The following is a 17,684-nucleotide window of genomic DNA, read 5'->3' as shown; positions in this document are numbered from 1 at the left end:
TATCATTCATTTATAGTACATTACAAATAAAAAAAGCCCTTTCGGGCTTTTTTCAATCTTTAGTCTTAATTACATACTTAAAAACAAGTGGTTACAAATGTATAAATAGTAATTTTTAGCTTAAAGTTTAGCAAACGAGCGTTCCGCTGCCGCTATTGTGTCTTTTACTTCTTGCTCAGTATGCGCAGCACATACAAAACCAGCCTCAAATGCTGATGGGGCAAGGTAAACGCCTTCTTCAAGCATAAGGTGGAAAAAACGTTTGAAGCGCTCTAGGTCACACTCAGTTGCTTGCTTGTAGGTTGTTACTTTTTCAGCATCAGTAAAAAAGAATCCATACATGCCGCCCGCATAGTTAGTTGTTAGCGCAACACCGGCTTTTTTAGCACCAGCTTCAAAGCCTTCACAAATTGCTTTTGAAATAGCTTCTAACTTATCGTGAAGGCCAGGCTCACTTAATAGCTCAAGTGATTTTAAACCTGCAGCCATTGCAATAGGGTTACCAGAAAGAGTACCTGCTTGGTAAACTGGTCCTACAGGCGCAATGTAATCCATTATTTCAGTTTTACCACCAAACGCGCCAACTGGCATGCCGCCGCCAATTACTTTACCTAAACACGTAAGATCTGGTTTAATGTTGTAATAAGCTTGTGCACCGCCAAGTGCAACACGAAAGCCTGTCATTACTTCATCAAAAATAAGTACTGATTTATATTCGTCACATACATCACGCAAACCTTCTAAAAATCCAGGCACTGGTGGAATACAGTTCATGTTACCGGCTACTGGCTCTACAATAATACAGGCAATTTCGTCTGCGTATTTTGCAAAAATAGCTTTTACTTCATCTAGATTATTAAACGAAACTGTAAGTGTATGCTTAGCAAAGTCTTCAGGAATACCTGGAGAATTAGGCACACCCATTGTTAGTGCACCAGAGCCTGCCTTAACTAATAACGAGTCAGCGTGACCGTGGTAACAACCTTCAAATTTTAATATTTTATCGCGACCGGTAAAGCCACGTGCTAAACGAATTGCACTCATTGTCGCTTCAGTGCCTGAGCTAACCATGCGTACTTTTTCGATTGATGGAACTAGCTCTTTTACTTTTTCAGCCATTAATATTTCGGCTTCAGTTGGTGCGCCATAGCTAAGGCCATTTTCTACAGCTTCGTGTACGGCTTGTTTAATTGCAGGGTGGTTATGGCCCATGATCATAGGCCCCCAAGAGCCAACATAATCAATGTAACGATTACCGTCGGCATCAAATGTAAACGCGCCTTCTGCTTTTGTAATGAATAGTGGCGTACCGCCTACACCATTAAAAGCACGAACTGGTGAATTTACGCCACCAGGAATAGAAGCTTGGGCGCGTTCAAATAAGTCTTGGCTAATTGTCATGAAAAATCCTATAAATTGTCACTTAAAAGGGGGTTAGCTGTCGCGTTTGCGGCTAAACCAAGGTACGTCTACTTCATACTTATCGACTTTGTTTTCTACGCCGAGTGTTAAAGCAAACAGTGCCATACGAATTAATACGCCATTTTGTACCTGGCGAAATATTGCTAAATTGTCGTTACTGTTTAAGTCGTTATCAAGCTCGTTGGCTTCTAAGCGACTATCACGTGGAAGAGGATGCATTAATACTGAGTTAGGCTTACAGTGGGCGCTGTAAATAGATTGGCTAATCCTAAAGCCGCCACGGTATTTATTTGCTTCTTCTTGCGAAGGAAAACGCTCTTCTTGAATACGTGTTTGGTAAACAATATCGGCTGCTAAATTACCTTCCATCTTATTTACTAGCTCAATTTTATGGCCAGCATTTTCTACTGCATCTAAAATGCTTGTTGGCATTTGTAAGCCGTCAGGCGCGACCATCGAAAACTTTACGTTTTTATAATGGCACAATAGTTTAGATAAAGAATGCACTGTGCGGCCATACTTTAAATCGCCCACAAGCGCTATATGCATACCATCAATATTTTGACCAAAACGATGTAATTCGCGCTCAATGGTTAATAAGTCAAGCAATGCTTGAGTAGGGTGCTCATTTGGGCCGTCGCCGCCATTAATAACGGGTACAGTACAGCCGTCAGCAAATTCACTAACTGAGCCTGCATCAGGATGGCGCATAGCAACAGCGTCAGCATAAGCTGAAATAACGCGGGCGGTATCGTAAAGAGACTCACCCTTAGCAAGGGCTGAACTTTGCATACCTGTAGTTTCACGTACGCCACCGCCAAGTAAATTAAAGGCGGTGCCAAAGCTAACTCGTGTACGAGTGCTTGGTTCAAAAAACAAATTAGCTAAAATAGCGCCTTCTAGCACCGTAGTTTGCTTTTGCTTTTTAGCATAAGGCTCCATTTTTTTTGCTACTGCAAAAATACGTTCAATGCAGTCTCTGTCTAGCTGATTTACAGACAGTATATGCTCACCTTGGAAACTTAACATGGGGTTATTCCTAATCAATCAAATGGGCGCGATAATCCATAAATGGAGCACGCAATCGCGCGTGTTAAAGCAAGTATTGTAAATTGCAGCGAAGTTTAACATGCGCCGCAAAGCTTATAAATTAGGTTTTATTACCGCAAGCGCCACTATGATGAGCAACGCAATAACTGGGAGCTCGTTAAAAATACGGTAAAAGCGGTCTGTCTTAGTGTTGCGGTCATGTTTAAAGTCATTTAATAACTTAAAACAGTAGCCGTGGTATATATATAATATGATCACCAGCACTAGTTTATAGTGCAACCACATACTGTATCTAAACCAATCACGACCATATTCAACAATGGTTAATACACCAAATACAGCGGTTAATACAGCAAATGGGGTAACGAAATAAAGTAGTCTGCGCTCCATAACTTTTAACATAGAGTTGCATGATCTTTCCTCGCTCATAGCGTGATATACAAATAATCGAGGCAAGTAAAAAATACCGGCAAACCACGCAATCATAAAAAATATGTGGAGTGTTTTATAAATCAATAATGCGCTCATAATAGTCCTTATTGTTTAAAGTAAGCTGTTACGAATGGTTAAAATATGATGAATTTGATCCCAGCGTAATAGCCCCATAATTTGTTGATTATCTAAAAGGTTATAAACGTAAAGCGCGCCACTTCTTTTATCTTTTAGGATATCGAAAGCATCGGCTAGGGTGGCCTGACTACTGATGCCCTGCAAGCTAATATAATTTATATTTATTGTTTCATTAGACATTAGAGTTAAATCGTATTCAGCGAGACGATAGCCATTTTCTTCGTCAAAAACAATTAACGGAGTTTGGCTATCCATGGCATCTAATGTGCTTTTTATTTGCACTTTATCGTCTGAATAAAGCAATTTAAAGTCTTCATCCATATCATCCATTATCCCCACTTTTTGTAATGCTTCGGTAGCGGGAGATACATGATACGGTAATCCCTGAAAATCTAGTTGCTGCAAAAATATGGAGCGATTTCCAAAAAACTGTAATGCTGTTACATAGGCCGTGGTGATCACAAGCATAGCTGGAACAATTATTTCAGGTGACGATGTAAGCTCCATGACTGTTGTTAAAGCAGCTAGTGGCGCATGCAATGTGGCGGCCATTAATCCAGCCATACCTAACACGCCATAAGTACCCGCTATATCAGTGCCAGGACTAATAAACTGAGCAAAAAAAGCCATTAATGTACCAATTAATACGCCAAGTCCAATTACCGGACCAATTAAACCGCCCGGAATACCCAAACCGATAGCAAACAATGTAGCAAGTAGTTTAGCGATTAAAATAGTTGTGAGTAGCTTTACGTCATCAGGAGATTCAACCGCGATAGTTATTGCGCTCATACCAGAGCCCATAGCATGAGGTACTGCGTAAGCTATTAAGCTGGCAATGCATCCTGCAATTAATAAACGAGGGAACATACTTAAAGGTTTAAATGTTTTAATAATTAGCATTAAGTTTTGATTAAAGCTAAATGCAATAGCACCCAGCGCCATGCCGCATAATATTAAATAAGGGTAATGCCAACCACTCAATGGCGCTATGGTAATGAGTGCAAGCTCTGAACCTTCACCAAAAACAAACTGTGTGGCCAGTGCGCCAGTAACAGCGGCAAGCATGATAGGTACAAATATGTGTACTTTATATTCACGAAGTACCACTTCCATTACAAAAATAACGGCTGCAAGTGGAGTATTAAACGACGCGGCTATACCTGCCGCTACTCCACAACCACTTAGAGTACGCATGGCATTATGCGGTAAATGCAGCTTATCTGCCAAAATACTCGCCCCCGTTGCGCCCATATGCACGGAAGGCCCTTCTCGGCCAACTGAAAAACCGCTAATGAGAGCAAGTGCGCCACCAACAAATTGATTAACCGTATTGTATAAAGGCATTTGCCCGTAGTGACGTTTAATTCTGTGTATAACGAAGGGGATACCCAAGCGGTAATGTTTAAACCCAGTAAAGGCAGCAAACGTGGCTATTAGTAATGCAGCAACTAAAGGCATTAGTACACGTTCAAGTGTTGGTAGGGTAGTAAAGTCGTCAGGTGTTTCTAAAAATAAGCTTTGGAAAAACAGAATGGTTAAGCGAAATAAAATAATAAAAAATGCAGCAATTAATCCGGCAACTACGCCTAATAAGCATAATTGTACAGATGTTTTAGGTTTTGCCAGCCGACGCCTGAGTTGCTCAAGCCACATGCATAATTCCTCGCTGTATTTTTCATCAGCATTTTAGCAAAAGAGTTTAGCTAAGTCCTTGTGATTTTGAAATTTTCGTAACTTATATTAACAATTTGCAATGAAGATTAAGACCTATTGCCTATAACTAAAATATTTAATGAGTTTATAGCGTATAAAGGTCGCTTTTAGTTTGCTTAAGTATTATTTTAGCTAGTTAATGTTTGGCCACTTTTTTACTAATTTATAGATATAACTTAGAGGAAAGAGTTGTTTTACTATACTTGATTAAAACACTCGGGTATTAGATAATCACGCCATTGCGATATTGAGGGTTTTAAAATGTCTGAAGAATTACCAATTAAGTTCAGCGATGCAGCTGCTGTTCGTGTTAAACAGTTAATCGACGAAGAAGAAAACCCAGACTTAAAACTGCGTGTTTATGTAACAGGCGGTGGTTGTTCTGGTTTTCAATATGGTTTTACTTTTGATGAAAAAGCGAATCCTGGCGATTTAGAAATTGTAAAAAATGGTGTAACACTCGTTATTGATCCAATGAGCATTCAATATTTGGTTGATGGTGAGGTTGATTACACTGAAGGATTAGAAGGCGCACGCTTTTTTGTATCTAATCCAAATGCAACAACAACTTGTGGTTGTGGTGCAAGCTTTAGCGTTTAACCGCCAAACGCTAAATAGAATAAAGCCGCTTTTGCGGCTTTTTTAATGCCTACAAATCAGTTGGTGCGTATTCGGTAATTTGCATTATCAATACAAAAAAGCCGAGCACAAAGGCTGAAAACGCTAAAATATACATAAAGCCTTTTTTACCTTGTTTAATTGGTACGCCGTTGTGGCGCAAAAAAAAGTACCAACCTAAACACAACACGATAGGTAATAAAAAAAGAAGTCTGAACATTACTTGGCCTTTTTAGTGCAAATTATTGCTTAATAATAAACGTGTAACATTAAAAAGGAACAAATATGTTATAAATATTTTTAAGCTGTTTTATGAAGGTAATATTATTTTTTTAATATTTTCTGATAACTTAGGTTAAATATTCAGTGTTTATAAATGTTCGTTCAGGTTGATTTTGTACCGAGTATGTAATTAATTATTTAACCAAAGTGTTAATAGTATATAATGTATCCAAGAATGAGACGGGCAAAATTTCATTCTCAATAAAAACAAATTTTTACCATATTATTAGCGTAGTTTTTAGCTGTGTTGGTGGAGTGAGTAGCAACACATGCTTTATTAAGCAATAGCTTGCTATTGAAAGTATGACTGCTTACCTGCCTACGGCTATTGATAGAAACTACTGCTTTAATAGGTACGTCAAATCATCTAGTAGGAGATGTAAAATGATGGGCAAAACAGTTTCTTCTGAAGAAAATGCAAAGCTAACAAAGTGGCTTAAAACTAAGCGCCATGAAAAGGGTCATACAATGCGAAGCCTAGCACAAGTGCTTGGAACGCCTCATTCGTTTATCGGCAAGATTGAAAATCAAGAACGCCGCTTAGATGTCATTGAGTTTGTTCGCTATTGTACAGCTCTAGAAGTTGATCCACATGAAGCACTTAGCTTGCTAAAAGTAGATTAACTCAATAATTGCTTAGTACACTTTAAGGGGCACTTGATAGTGCTAAGCAATATGTTAATGCAGGGATGCATTAAATATTTTTGTGGTAATTCTTCTCAAGCTCATACAACTTATGCCTAATCAGATATAAAAATATCAACGAAGGTAAAACCATTAAGGCTGTTAAAATAAAGAACAGCGACCAATTTCCCATTAACCAATCATCAATTACTACACCACTGTAGCTTGAAAGCAATGTTCGTCCTAAATTCCCTAATGACGCCAGTAATGCATAGTGCGTTGCACTAAATGCTCTATCGCATAACATCGATATAAAGGCCACCATAGCGACCAACGACCACGCTTGCGTAAAGCCATCAATAACAATAGCAAAGGCATACAGCCTTAGGTCAGGGCCAACTAAAGCAATCCACGAGAAGGCTAAGTTTGAAGCAGCCATTGCAATACCACTTACAAATAAACCCTTAACAATGCCATATTTTTGATTAAATAAACTGCCAACAAAGGTAAATATGATTGTAAGTACCGCTGTACCTACCTTCGAAAATGTAGCTATATCGCTATTACTAAAACCAATTTCTTTATAAAACACAATCGACATGCGCCCTAAAAACGCTTCGCCTATTTTAAATAAGAAAATAAACGCAAGTAATGCTAGTGCTGTTTTAACGCCATTTTTAGTAAAAAAAGCTCTAAAGGGATCAATAACGGTTACCGCAAGCCACGCAACAGTTTTTGTTAAAGGAGTTTGTTTTGTAGAGGACAGTTTTTTAAGGTACACACGCTCAAGTTCAGCATGTACTGCTTCGCGATTAGTTTCGGGCTCTTTTGCAAAAAGTGCTCCACTCATTAACAGCAGCATTACGGCAGCTAAAAAGTAATAAATTTGTGGCCAGTCGAGCGAGGGGATATCGGCCATGTAAAATGGAATGGCGCCTAAAAGTGCATAACCTGTCCACCAACCCGAAGTTGCCATGGCGGCTGCAGCGGTTGCTTTGTGTGATTCGCTTTCGCTTAGGGTGTCTATTCTAAAGGCATCAATAGCAATGTCTTGAGTAGCCGAAGCAATGGCGATTAATAAACAAATCGCAGCAACAATTGCCAAATTAGCTTTTAAATCAAGCCCTGCTAATAGCAAGGTGCCAATAAAAATAAAACTTTGGCAAAATAGTATCCAACTGCGACGTTGGCCTAGCCATTTATATAAAATAGGAAGTTTTGTACGGTCAATGAGTGGTGACCACAAAAAGTTTATGCTGTAAGCGCCAAATACAATGCCAAATAGGCCTATCATACTGCGACTTAGCCCTTCATCTTTTAGCCAAGCAGACATAACAGAGCCAATTAAAACCCACGGAAAACCGCTACTCATACCAAATATGAAAATGTGGATTAAGCGTTTGTCTTTAAAGTAAGAAAAATATTCGCTAATAGAGAGAGATTTGCTCATAGGGCCTTCATTGGCTTTGATGCAGAGCAGCTAAGCTGCTCTTAAAAAATTATAGTGGGATTTGTTCAAGCACTTTAATATTTAAGATGACAACAGGTTTTTTAGGTACGAAATCGTAGCCAATTTTTTCATTAAAACCGGTTTCAACAGTCATAATTTTATCAAGCGTGTCGTAACCATCCATTACGCTACCAAATACTGCAAAGCCCCAATCTTTCCCTGGATTTAGGTGATCGTTATTATCCATATTAAAAAAGAATTGGCGAGTTCCTGAGTGCGGTTGTCTATCTTGATAGGCCATAGCAATGCTATACATATCGTTTTTTAAACCGTTACCGCTTTCATTAAAAATAGGGTCATTTTCATGTAGGCCATCATAGTCTTTATCGTAACCGCCACCTTGAATAACAAAGTCGCGATCATTTTCTACATCGCGCTCAATACGGTGAAAAACGCTACCTTGATAACTTTTATCTGACACGTAAGTTAAAAAATTATTGACTGTGATGGGCGCTTTAGAACGATCTAGCTCAACCACGATGCTACCCATTGAGGTTACAATTTCTACGCGTGGAAAAATGTTGTCCTTTTGCACAAAGCGGCCTTCTTGGGCTGCTAAGCTACTTACACTAAAGAATAGGCCTAAGCAGATTAAAAAAAGTCGTTTCATAGTTAACCTTCTAAAAATTCTATTAATTCAGGGTCAGATACAATGCGGGTAATAACTTGCTCAGTCAACTTATTGAGCTGACCTTCTATTTTTGCTCGCTCATGACTAAATGGGCCTTCTAAATTAGCACTACCTCTATACACTTTACTAAAGTTACTTGAGGCGCGAATAACACGCACGCCAAGTTCTATGTGGGCTTCGCTGGTATGGCTCACTAGCTTTTCGGTTACAACAGCTTGCAATGCATGAATATCTACTTCAAAGCGAACCGTTGCTAAGTTAGAAATACTGGCTCCATTGCGGCTAAGGGCGCTGTCTAACACACTTTTAATAGAGCTGGTAATACCTTGGCTTGCAAAGGTTTTAGTTTTGTCTGACTCAATAAGTTTAAGTGTTGATGTATCGCCACGTAAATCAATTACACTAGTACTTAAGCTACTATTTATAGTGCTTATTTGACCATTTTTATAAACAGGGTTAAGTATTACTTGGCTAGGCTGATTCGCGCAGCCACCAAGTATCAGTAATACACAACACCCAATTATAATGTTTGTTATTTTCATTTATAGCATTCCACTATTTTTTGTTGCACTTAAAACGACAAACTTTTTGTTTGAACCTAACAACTTACAGTTGCCGAACATACGGTTTAATTTATCATGATAATCTAAATGACGATTACCAATAATACGCAGCTCGCCGCCTTCTTTTAAAGTATCTTTTGCTTGTTTAAACATTTGCCAAGCAATGTGGTCGGTAACGGCCTGAGCTTGGTGAAATGGAGGGTTACAAAGCACCATATCTACACTGTCTCTTTCAAAGCCTGTTAAACAGTCGTTTTCGATGAACTCGCAGTTATCAAATTTATCGCCTAGGTTAATTTCTACATTTAACCGAGCCGACTCTACTGCCATGTAAGACTCATCAACAAAGGTAACTGATGCATTAGGGCAACGAGCAAGCGTCATTAATCCAACAACTCCGTTACCACAGCCTAAATCAATAATGCTTTTAGCTTTTGGTGTTTCTGGTAAGTAGTTAAAAAAGAAGCGTGCACCAATATCTAACGAATCACGCGAAAACACATTTGCATGGTTTGTTATATTAAACTCAGTACCTTCAAGCTCCCACGTTACAGGGAAGTCTGCTGCTTTATATCCGCCTTTAGCTGTACTTAATATAAGACGGGATTTTTTAACTGCTAGGCTAGTTTTTGTTTCACCAATAAATTGCTCAAATGATTTTATTGTTGAGTTATGAATTTCTTTTGTTTTACCTGCGGCAATTACTGGCGTACCAGGTGCAAGGACTTCACTGAGTTCACTTAACTGAAACTGTAAAAAACCTACATTACGAGGGATTTTAATAAGTACTAAATCAACATCCTGCGGTAATGCAGACAAACTATCTAATTGTGTAAAATCTGCTGTAGGCAGTTTGTTTTCTTGTAAGTTATAAGCCGCAGCTTGGTGGCTAATATAAGAATCGTTAACTGAACAAACCGTTAACTTATTAAAATAACAAGCAAGTGCACCAAAGCTATCGTTTAAAATAAGCAATGAGCGACAATCAGGGTGATGTTCGTTAACATAATTGATAAGGTACTCATCTGCCGAATCCCACGCTTGTAAGCTGCGGTTTTTTTGATCCAAAGGAAAGCGTTCAAGAGTAAAGGTTTTATCGCCTAGCTGGGCTTGCGTCGTCATAATGGTTCGTTGATCAGTAATCTAATGTAGGTAAATTCTAACATGCAACGGCAAAACGCCAACCCCCAACAGTTACCAAATGGCTTTTCTTATCAAAGTAGGGCACTTAGTGCACAAAAAAGCCTCGATCTATTTTATTATTTGCAAAAAAACCTACGTTGGCAGCAACCCGATGTAACTGTTTATGGTAAAACGGGGCCTATTCCACGGCTACAATGCTTCATGAGCGATTTAAATATTGAATACGGCTATTCAAGTAGTAAGCAAATAGTAGAGCCATGGGATGAATTGTTACTTAATATGAGAAGGCGTTTAGAGGCGCACTTAAATCAGCCTCTAAACTCATTACTCGTTAATTACTACCGAGATGGTAATGATACGATGGGCTGGCACAGTGATGATGAAATAGAGCTTGGTGATAAACCAACAATTGTGTGTGTCTCTCTAGGAGCTGATCGGATTCTAAAGTTAAAGCACAAGGCGAGCAATAAAGTAACCGACTTAAAATTACAAAGTGGCAGCTGTTTAATAATGAATGGACATAGCCAGCGAGATTATCAACATGCAATACCTAAGCAAACAACGCTTGCACATCCCCGAATAAGTTTAACTTACCGATTTATTAAGCACATTAAACAAAAGCAATTTAGTTAGCCAAGCGCTGCGTTAAATTGTTATAGTAAGTGTATAAATTAGCTAATTAAAACGGTCTTTTATGTCAATGCAGCAACAGATCCAAGAAAAAATAAGCAACGCTATTGCGTGTAAACATTTAAACGTAATTAACGAAAGCCATATGCACAGTGCGGGCACTGAATCACACTTTAAAGTAATAGTGGTTAGCGAAGGTTTTACAGGTAAACGTTTATTGCAGCGCCATCGTGAAATTAATGAAATTCTAAAAGATGAATTAGCAAATCATATTCATGCACTCGCAATTCATACATATACACCCGATGAGTATACAGAGCAGGGCGGCGAGGCACCTGATTCACCTAATTGTATGGGCGGCTCTAAATTAGCTTAAATAATTAATAGCGATTTGATTGTTACACTTGTGGTTAACTGATCAGATCAGTGTTTTTAGTATTAGCCTTTAAACTAGCGCTAATTTTTATTGTAAAAGATATAGGATGATCAATGGTCATTAAGCCTAAAATTCGTGGATTTATCTGCACAAACGCACATCCAGCTGGTTGTGCAGAGCATGTTCAAGAACAAATTAACTATGTAAAACAACAAGGCGCATTAAAAAATGCACCAAAAAATGTATTAGTTATTGGCGCATCAACAGGCTACGGCTTGGCTTCGCGCATTACAGCTGCGTTTGGTGGTGGTGCTAAAACATTAGGTATTTTCTTTGAAAAAGAAGGTACAGATCGCAAAACAGGTTCTGCTGGTTGGTACAATACCGCTGCTTTTCAAGATGCAGCAGACGAAGCAGGCCTTTGGTCTAAAAATATTAATGGCGATGCGTTTTCTAACGAAATTAAACAAAAAGCAATCGACACTATTAAAGCAGATTTGGGCAAAGTAGATTGTATTATTTACAGTTTAGCGTCTCCTCGTCGTACAGACCCAAATACGGGCGAAGTATACTCATCTACGCTTAAGCCAATTGGAAATGCCGTTACTACTAAAAACTTAAATACATCAAAGCGTGAAATTGATGAAATTACTGTTGAAGCTGCAAACCAAGACGATATCGACAACACCATTAAAGTAATGGGCGGTGAAGATTGGGAAATGTGGATTGACGCATTAAAAGAAGCGGATGTATTAGCCGATAACTTTAAAACGACTGCGTACACTTATATTGGTAAAGAGCTAACATGGCCAATATACGGACACGCTACTATTGGTAAGGCTAAAGAAGATCTAGACCGTGCAACCGCTGCTATTAAAGAATCAACAAAAGATTTAAATGGTGAGGCATATGTTTCATCACTTAATGCTGTGGTAACGCAAGCAAGTTCTGCTATTCCTATTATGCCGTTATATATCTCTGCTTTATTTAAAGTTATGAAAGCAGATGGCACATACGAAGGCACTATTGAGCAAATTCACGCTTTATTTAGTGAAAACTTGTATGGTGAATCACCTCGCTTTGACGACGGTGGACATTTATTCCAAAACTACAAAGAGCTAGAAGACGACGTGCAAGCTCGCGTGCAAGCTGTTTGGGATAAAGTAGATACAAGCAGCATTGATGAGCTAACAGATTATGTTGGTTACCATAATGAGTTTTTACGCTTATTTGGTTTTGGTATAGATAGTGTTGACTACGATCAAGATGTAGATTCAGTTAAGCCAATTGCCAATATGATTGACTAACAGAACTTAGGGCCTGTTTATCTTTCGAGGTTAAATTTGCAGCAGTCTGTTTGGTATTTAGGCAAGGCAGAGCCTGTGTAGTGTGGTTATTCCCCATAAATGGGGCGATAACGTGGAATAAATGCCAAACATGCGCTGCCCAAAGGGTACTGCCTAGGGGCTATTTACTCTTTGTTGCCTACATGGATGTAGGTAAGGGGCGTGAGCAGGACGCGGAAGCTTTGCTCGGTTTTTACTTAGCCCACTAGGTTACAAACCTCACGCCGCGATTAAATAGCCCCTAGATTGAACAAATTTTAATCCTGAAAGGTCAACAGGCCCTAGTTATAAAAAGCCGCTATCGCGGCTTTTTTTGTATTATGCGATTTGTTGAATTTACAATGAAATCAGGAATGATAATTGCTTAGGCTACCACTTTGGTCTAGCTTGATTTTTATTTAATTCACTTAACAAAACTAAATAAGTGTTTCTGTCGTATAATTTTCATAAATACACTCGCATAGTCATCTAAAATGATGTTAAAATCTCGACAATATGTGATGAGTTTTACTACGTTGCTTGTTTGATATCTCTAGCAAGCTGCTCTTTTGTACCTTGATATAACTTGGAATAACTCAAATGGCGACGTGGTTGATACGATTTTTCAGTTTCTTTCCTTTAATGTAATGCAAGTGCGTATGATCAACATAAAAAAAGGTCTGGATTTACCCTTAGAGGGCGCGCCACAGCAAGTTATACATGACGGTTCTGCTGTCAAACGTGTAGCTGTGCTTGGCGAAGAGTTTATCGGTATGCGTCCAACCATGCATGTTCGTGTGGATGACCAAGTCAAAAAAGGCCAGGTACTTTTTGAAGATAAAAAGAACCCAGGCGTCCTATTTACTGCTCCAGCTTCTGGTACAGTAAAAGAAATAAATCGTGGTGCTAAACGTGTGCTGCAATCTGTTGTTATTGAAGTAGCAGGCAGTGAGCAAATCACCTTTGACTCTTTCAAAGCAGACGAGCTTCCGAGCTTAGAGCGCGAAAAAGCCAAAGAAGTACTTATCCAGTCTGGTCAATGGACAGCACTTCGTGTTCGCCCATTCAGCAAAGTAGCGGCTGTGGATGCAAATCCTAGTTCTATTTTTGTGACCGCAATCGACACAAACCCATTAGCTGCAGATCCTGCAGTAATTATTGCAGAAAATGCGCAAGCATTTGAAGCGGGTCTTGCAGTTGTTTCGCGTTTGACCGATGGCAAAGTATTTGTGTGTAAAAAAGCAGGCAGCCAAGTTCCTAGCTCATCTATAGCTCAAGTAGAAGTACATGAGTTTGGTGGTGTGCATCCGGCTGGCCTCGTTGGCACTCATATCCATCATCTTGATGCAGTTTCTGTTAGCAAACAAGTTTGGCATATTGGTTACCAAGACGTTATTGCGTATGGTCACTTATTCCTTACTGGTGAAATTTACACAAATCGTGTTATTTCGCTTGCAGGTCCTCGCGTTAAAAACCCACGTTTAGTGAAAACACAATTAGGTGCTTCATTGGATGATTTAGTGGCTGGTGAGTTAGAAGACGGAGATAACCGCGTTATTTCTGGTTCTGTTCTATCGGGTTCTATTTCAAACGGTGTTCATGCATTCTTAGGTCGTTACCACGTTCAAGTATCTGTTTTACTTGAAGGTCGCGAAAAAGAATTGTTTGGCTGGATTGCACCAGGTAGTGATAAATTCTCTGTAACGCGTACATTCCTTTCTCACCTTGCACCAAGTCGTTTATTTAAAATGACAACGTCAACAGGTGGTTCAAAACGTGCCATGGTACCAATTGGTAGCTACGAGCGCGTAATGCCGTTAGATATTTTGCCTACTTTATTATTACGTGACTTAATTGCACGTGATTTAGACAGTGCAATTTCATTGGGCGCGCTTGAACTTGATGAAGAAGATTTAGCGTTATGTACCTTCGTTTGTCCAGGCAAATACGAGTATGGTTCTATCCTACGCGATTGCTTAACTACGATCGAGAAGGAAGGCTAGAGAGATGGGTTTAAAAAAATATCTAGAAGATATCGAGCCGAATTTTGAAGCCGGTGGTAAATATGAAAAGTTTTATGCACTGTATGAAGCAGCTGCAACTATTTTTTATACACCAGGCTACGTAAATAAAGGCGCGACACACGTACGCGATAACATCGACCTAAAACGTATGATGATTTTAGTGTGGATGGCGACGTTCCCAGCTATGTTTTTTGGTATGTTCAATATCGGTCATCAGGCCGCTGGTGCTTTAGCACAAGGTTTTGAACTAGCAAACACGTGGCAAGTTGGTTTGTTCCAGTTATTCGGTGGCGAGTTAACCGCTGACGCAGGCTGGGGCGCTAAGATGTTCTATGGAGCATGTTTCTTCTTACCTATCTACGCTGTAACATTTGCAGTAGGTGGTTTCTGGGAAGTTATATTTGCTTCAGTGCGTAAGCATGAAATTAACGAAGGTTTCTTCGTTACTTCTGTATTATTTGCACTTATTTTGCCAGCAACTATTCCTTTATGGCAAGTTGCGTTAGGTATTACGTTTGGTGTAGTAATCGCTAAAGAAATCTTTGGTGGTACTGGCCGTAACTTCTTAAACCCTGCTTTAGCCGGTCGTGCATTTTTATTCTTTGCATACCCAGCTCAAATCTCAGGTGACACAGTATGGACAGCAGTAGATTCTTTCTCTGGTGCAACTATGCTAGGCCAAGCATTTGCTGGCACACTTGACTTTGCAAACATGGAATTATGGTGGAATGCGTTTTATGGTTTCATTCAAGGTTCTGTAGGTGAAACATCTACACTTGCATTATTAGTAGGTGGTTTGTTCTTAATTTACGTTCGTATCGCTTCTTGGCGCATCGTACTAGGTGTATTCCTAGGTATGGTAGCAACTGCATTTTTATTAAATGCTGTTGGCTCAGAAACTAACCCTGTATTTGCAATGCCTTGGTATTGGCATTTTGTACTTGGTGGCTTTGCGTTTGGTATGTTCTTTATGGCTACTGACCCTGTATCAGCTGCATTTACTGACAAAGGTAAATTAGCATATGGTCTATTAATTGGCTTTATGGTGGTTATGATACGTGTTGTGAATCCTGCTTTCCCAGAAGGCATGATGCTAGCAATCTTATTTGCTAACTTGTTCGCTCCACTGTTCGATCACTTTGTAGTGCAGGCTAATATTAAGCGGAGGTTGGCACGTAATGTCTAGTAATAACGAATCAATCGGCAAAACGTTATCAGTTGTTGTAGCACTATGTTTAGTGTGTGCAATCATTGTATCGTTTGCTTCTGTACAGCTTCGTCCTTTACAGCAAGCTAATAAAAACAAAGATATTCAAAGCAATATCTTAGCTGCTGCGGGCATCGACAAAGTTGAAAATGTTCTTGAAACATTTGATGCAAAAATCGAAGCGCGCGTTGTAAACATGACTACAGGTGAGTTTGTAGATACAGACCCAACAATCTTTGACTTTGAAAAAAGCAAATATGATGCAGCGCTAAGTGTTTCTCTTCAAGAGAAAGGCGTTAAAGATATTGCTGGTATTCAACGTGTGACTAAAGAGTCACCGGTGTATATCTCTAAAAAAGAAGATGGCTCAGTTGATGCAATCATTCTTCCTATCCAAGGCTACGGCTTATGGGGCTTAATGTACGGTTTTATCTCGCTTGAAAGCGATGGTGAAACAGTTAAGGGCATTATCTTTTACAAGCATAATGAAACCCCAGGTCTTGGTGGCGAAATCCAAAATCCACAGTGGACTGCTACATGGGAAGGTAAAGAACTTCCAATTCAAATTGTTAAAGGTACTGCGGGCAATGATGAGCATAAGATCGATGGTCTTTCAGGTGCTACATTAACGTCTAACGGTGTTGATCATGCAGTTGATTTTTGGACTGGCGAAAATGGCTTTGGCCCTTTCCTTGCGAAAGTACGTAAAGGAGCATTGAAATAATGGCTGATACTAAAGAAATGAAGGCGGTCCTATTTGGTCCGGTTTTAGCTAACAACCCAATCGCGCTGCAAGTACTTGGTATTTGTTCTGCGCTAGCGGTAACGTCTAGCTTAAAAAATGCGTTAATTATGTCAATTGCATTGACACTTGTAACTGCGTTTTCGAGCTTCTTTATCTCGCTTATTCGTAACCAGATCCCATCATCTGTACGTATCATCGTACAAATGACAATTATCGCATCATTGGTAATCGTTGTTGACCAAGTATTACAGGCATTTTCTTATGCTACTGCAAAAGAGCTTTCTGTATTCGTTGGTCTAATCATTACTAACTGTATCGTAATGGGTCGTGCTGAAGCATACGCGATGAAGTCGCCACCACTTATGTCATTCCTTGACGGTATTGGTAACGGCTTAGGTTACTCTGTAGTACTACTTACTGTTGGTTTCATTCGTGAGCTATTTGGTAAGGGTTCACTATTCGGTGTTGATATTATCCCATTAGTACAAGATGGCGGTTGGTATCAGCCTATGGGTCTATTGATCTTACCACCGAGTGCATTCTTCATCATTGGTTTATTCATATGGGTACTGCGTACTTATAAGAAAGACCAAGTAGAAGCTAAAGCGTAAGGGGCAAATAGTGGAACATTATATTAGTTTATTTGTAAAAGCCGTTTTTATTGAGAACTTAGCGTTGTCATTCTTCTTAGGCATGTGTACTTTTTTAGCGGTATCTAAAAAAGTAACTACATCAATTGGCCTAGGCATAGCGGTTATAGTTGTATTGGGTATTTCTGTACCTGTAAACAACTTGGTTTATCATGCGGTACTTGCACCTGGTTCACTAACTTGGTTAGGTTACCCAGATGCAGATCTTAGCTTTTTACGTTTCTTAACTTTCATTGGTGTTATTGCAGCACTTGTGCAAATTCTTGAAATGGCATTAGATAAGTTTTTCCCTGCACTATACAACGCGTTAGGTATCTTCTTACCACTTATCACAGTTAACTGTGCAATATTTGGTGCGGTATCATTCATGGTTGAGCGTAACTATAACTTCGGCGAGTCTGTTGTTTATGGTATTGGCGCTGGTGTTGGTTGGGCACTTGCAATTACATTACTTGCAGGTATCCGTGAGAAACTGAAATACTCAGACGTACCTGACGGCTTACGTGGTTTAGGTATTACCTTCATCACTGTTGGTTTAATGGGACTTGGCTTTATGTCATTCTCTGGTATTTCACTGTAAAGGTAGCGAGGATAAATC

19 protein-coding genes are annotated in these 17,684 nt (G+C 39.4%); 10 read left to right on the top strand and 9 right to left on the bottom strand.

Annotated features, from left to right (window positions below; all coding sequences use genetic code 11):
* Positions 1-120 precede the first annotated feature (120 nt).
* From hemL to FFU37_RS11260, 4 genes are all read right to left on the bottom strand, one after another.
* Entirely contained in the window at positions 121-1,401 is a 1,281-nt protein-coding gene (hemL, locus tag FFU37_RS11275; RefSeq protein ID WP_024596268.1) for a glutamate-1-semialdehyde 2,1-aminomutase, read from the bottom strand.
* A 33-nt stretch (positions 1,402-1,434) separates the two neighbouring features.
* Positions 1,435-2,451, bottom strand: a complete 1,017-nt coding sequence (locus FFU37_RS11270; protein WP_002958914.1) for an aspartate carbamoyltransferase — start codon at positions 2,449-2,451, stop codon at positions 1,435-1,437.
* 114 nt (positions 2,452-2,565) lie between these two features.
* Positions 2,566-3,000 carry a CopD family protein gene (locus tag FFU37_RS11265; protein ID WP_002958913.1) on the bottom strand — a complete coding sequence of 145 codons (435 nt, stop codon included), beginning with the start codon at positions 2,998-3,000 and terminating at the stop codon, positions 2,566-2,568.
* A 15-nt stretch (positions 3,001-3,015) separates the two neighbouring features.
* A complete protein-coding gene (locus FFU37_RS11260; protein ID WP_002958912.1) occupies positions 3,016-4,698 on the bottom strand; it encodes a chloride channel protein in 1,683 nt (560 codons plus the stop codon).
* Between the two features lie 321 nt (positions 4,699-5,019).
* Between FFU37_RS11260 and erpA the strand changes: the two genes are divergently transcribed.
* Positions 5,020-5,358 carry an iron-sulfur cluster insertion protein ErpA gene (gene erpA / locus FFU37_RS11255; RefSeq protein WP_002958911.1) on the top strand — a complete coding sequence of 113 codons (339 nt, stop codon included), beginning with the start codon at positions 5,020-5,022 and terminating at the stop codon, positions 5,356-5,358.
* A 49-nt stretch (positions 5,359-5,407) separates the two neighbouring features.
* Here erpA and FFU37_RS11250 read toward each other — a convergent pair whose 3' ends face one another.
* A complete protein-coding gene (locus tag FFU37_RS11250) occupies positions 5,408-5,596 on the bottom strand; it encodes a hypothetical protein (RefSeq protein ID WP_024596569.1) in 189 nt (62 codons plus the stop codon).
* 446 nt (positions 5,597-6,042) lie between these two features.
* On the opposite strand from FFU37_RS11250, the gene FFU37_RS11245 reads away from it, so the two are divergent.
* Positions 6,043-6,282, top strand: coding sequence for a helix-turn-helix domain-containing protein (locus tag FFU37_RS11245; RefSeq protein WP_002958908.1), 240 nt, complete (start codon positions 6,043-6,045; stop codon positions 6,280-6,282).
* A gap of 70 nt (positions 6,283-6,352) precedes the next feature.
* On the opposite strand, the gene FFU37_RS11240 is transcribed toward FFU37_RS11245, so the two are convergent.
* From FFU37_RS11240 to FFU37_RS11225, 4 genes are read right to left on the bottom strand one after another with little or no spacing between them, the layout of a single operon-like run.
* On the bottom strand, positions 6,353-7,732 hold the full coding sequence (locus tag FFU37_RS11240) for an AmpG family muropeptide MFS transporter (RefSeq protein WP_138489517.1): 1,380 nt from the start codon (positions 7,730-7,732) through the stop codon (positions 6,353-6,355).
* A 49-nt stretch (positions 7,733-7,781) separates the two neighbouring features.
* Positions 7,782-8,402: a peptidylprolyl isomerase gene (locus tag FFU37_RS11235; protein WP_138489516.1), complete on the bottom strand. Its 621-nt coding sequence runs from the start codon at positions 8,400-8,402 to the stop codon at positions 7,782-7,784.
* 2 nt (positions 8,403-8,404) lie between these two features.
* Positions 8,405-8,965, bottom strand: a complete 561-nt coding sequence (locus FFU37_RS11230) for a YajG family lipoprotein (protein WP_002958905.1) — start codon at positions 8,963-8,965, stop codon at positions 8,405-8,407.
* Positions 8,966-10,108 (bottom strand): methyltransferase, encoded by a 1,143-nt coding sequence (locus FFU37_RS11225; protein ID WP_024604970.1) that lies wholly within the window; start codon positions 10,106-10,108, stop codon positions 8,966-8,968. It abuts the gene before it with no gap.
* Positions 10,109-10,150: 42 nt separating this feature from the next.
* Here FFU37_RS11225 and FFU37_RS11220 point away from each other — a divergent pair, with 42 nt between their 5' ends.
* The 8 genes from FFU37_RS11220 to nqrE all read left to right on the top strand — a co-directional run bounded on the left by FFU37_RS11220 (position 10,151) and on the right by nqrE (position 17,666).
* A complete protein-coding gene (locus FFU37_RS11220) occupies positions 10,151-10,762 on the top strand; it encodes an alpha-ketoglutarate-dependent dioxygenase AlkB family protein (protein ID WP_039486798.1) in 612 nt (203 codons plus the stop codon).
* A 61-nt stretch (positions 10,763-10,823) separates the two neighbouring features.
* On the top strand, positions 10,824-11,135 hold the full coding sequence (locus FFU37_RS11215; protein WP_024596564.1) for a BolA family protein: 312 nt from the start codon (positions 10,824-10,826) through the stop codon (positions 11,133-11,135).
* A gap of 113 nt (positions 11,136-11,248) precedes the next feature.
* Complete coding sequence (fabV, locus tag FFU37_RS11210; protein WP_138489515.1) at positions 11,249-12,442, top strand: enoyl-ACP reductase FabV; 1,194 nt, start codon at positions 11,249-11,251, stop codon at positions 12,440-12,442.
* A 677-nt stretch (positions 12,443-13,119) separates the two neighbouring features.
* Complete coding sequence (locus tag FFU37_RS11205) at positions 13,120-14,463, top strand: Na(+)-translocating NADH-quinone reductase subunit A (RefSeq protein WP_024596562.1); 1,344 nt, start codon at positions 13,120-13,122, stop codon at positions 14,461-14,463.
* 4 nt (positions 14,464-14,467) lie between these two features.
* Positions 14,468-15,670, top strand: coding sequence for an NADH:ubiquinone reductase (Na(+)-transporting) subunit B (locus tag FFU37_RS11200; protein WP_002958899.1), 1,203 nt, complete (start codon positions 14,468-14,470; stop codon positions 15,668-15,670).
* On the top strand, positions 15,663-16,415 hold the full coding sequence (locus FFU37_RS11195) for a Na(+)-translocating NADH-quinone reductase subunit C (protein ID WP_002958898.1): 753 nt from the start codon (positions 15,663-15,665) through the stop codon (positions 16,413-16,415). The genes FFU37_RS11200 and FFU37_RS11195 overlap by 8 nt, the downstream gene beginning before the upstream one ends.
* On the top strand, positions 16,415-17,047 hold the full coding sequence (locus FFU37_RS11190) for an NADH:ubiquinone reductase (Na(+)-transporting) subunit D (RefSeq protein WP_002958897.1): 633 nt from the start codon (positions 16,415-16,417) through the stop codon (positions 17,045-17,047). Before FFU37_RS11195 ends, FFU37_RS11190 begins: the two co-directional genes overlap by 1 nt.
* A gap of 10 nt (positions 17,048-17,057) precedes the next feature.
* Positions 17,058-17,666: an NADH:ubiquinone reductase (Na(+)-transporting) subunit E gene (gene nqrE, locus FFU37_RS11185; protein ID WP_002958896.1), complete on the top strand. Its 609-nt coding sequence runs from the start codon at positions 17,058-17,060 to the stop codon at positions 17,664-17,666.
* The last annotated feature ends 18 nt before the right edge of the window (positions 17,667-17,684 follow it).

The organism is Pseudoalteromonas distincta (genome assembly GCF_005877035.1).
Classification (GTDB): domain Bacteria; phylum Pseudomonadota; class Gammaproteobacteria; order Enterobacterales; family Alteromonadaceae; genus Pseudoalteromonas; species Pseudoalteromonas distincta.
This window is presented reverse-complemented; position numbering and strand designations above follow the sequence as displayed.

Coding starts and splice junctions, on each gene's coding strand:
- hemL (WP_024596268.1), bottom strand. CDS start 1,401: ATGACAATTAGCCAAGACTTATTTGAACGCGCCCAAGCTTCTATTCCT.
- FFU37_RS11270 (WP_002958914.1), bottom strand. CDS start 2,451: ATGTTAAGTTTCCAAGGTGAGCATATACTGTCTGTAAATCAGCTAGAC.
- FFU37_RS11265 (WP_002958913.1), bottom strand. CDS start 3,000: ATGAGCGCATTATTGATTTATAAAACACTCCACATATTTTTTATGATT.
- FFU37_RS11260 (WP_002958912.1), bottom strand. CDS start 4,698: ATGTGGCTTGAGCAACTCAGGCGTCGGCTGGCAAAACCTAAAACATCT.
- erpA (WP_002958911.1), top strand. CDS start 5,020: ATGTCTGAAGAATTACCAATTAAGTTCAGCGATGCAGCTGCTGTTCGT.
- FFU37_RS11250 (WP_024596569.1), bottom strand. CDS start 5,596: ATGTTCAGACTTCTTTTTTTATTACCTATCGTGTTGTGTTTAGGTTGG.
- FFU37_RS11245 (WP_002958908.1), top strand. CDS start 6,043: ATGATGGGCAAAACAGTTTCTTCTGAAGAAAATGCAAAGCTAACAAAG.
- FFU37_RS11240 (WP_138489517.1), bottom strand. CDS start 7,732: ATGAGCAAATCTCTCTCTATTAGCGAATATTTTTCTTACTTTAAAGAC.
- FFU37_RS11235 (WP_138489516.1), bottom strand. CDS start 8,402: ATGAAACGACTTTTTTTAATCTGCTTAGGCCTATTCTTTAGTGTAAGT.
- FFU37_RS11230 (WP_002958905.1), bottom strand. CDS start 8,965: ATGAAAATAACAAACATTATAATTGGGTGTTGTGTATTACTGATACTT.
- FFU37_RS11225 (WP_024604970.1), bottom strand. CDS start 10,108: ATGACGACGCAAGCCCAGCTAGGCGATAAAACCTTTACTCTTGAACGC.
- FFU37_RS11220 (WP_039486798.1), top strand. CDS start 10,151: ATGCAACGGCAAAACGCCAACCCCCAACAGTTACCAAATGGCTTTTCT.
- FFU37_RS11215 (WP_024596564.1), top strand. CDS start 10,824: ATGTCAATGCAGCAACAGATCCAAGAAAAAATAAGCAACGCTATTGCG.
- fabV (WP_138489515.1), top strand. CDS start 11,249: ATGGTCATTAAGCCTAAAATTCGTGGATTTATCTGCACAAACGCACAT.
- FFU37_RS11205 (WP_024596562.1), top strand. CDS start 13,120: ATGATCAACATAAAAAAAGGTCTGGATTTACCCTTAGAGGGCGCGCCA.
- FFU37_RS11200 (WP_002958899.1), top strand. CDS start 14,468: ATGGGTTTAAAAAAATATCTAGAAGATATCGAGCCGAATTTTGAAGCC.
- FFU37_RS11195 (WP_002958898.1), top strand. CDS start 15,663: ATGTCTAGTAATAACGAATCAATCGGCAAAACGTTATCAGTTGTTGTA.
- FFU37_RS11190 (WP_002958897.1), top strand. CDS start 16,415: ATGGCTGATACTAAAGAAATGAAGGCGGTCCTATTTGGTCCGGTTTTA.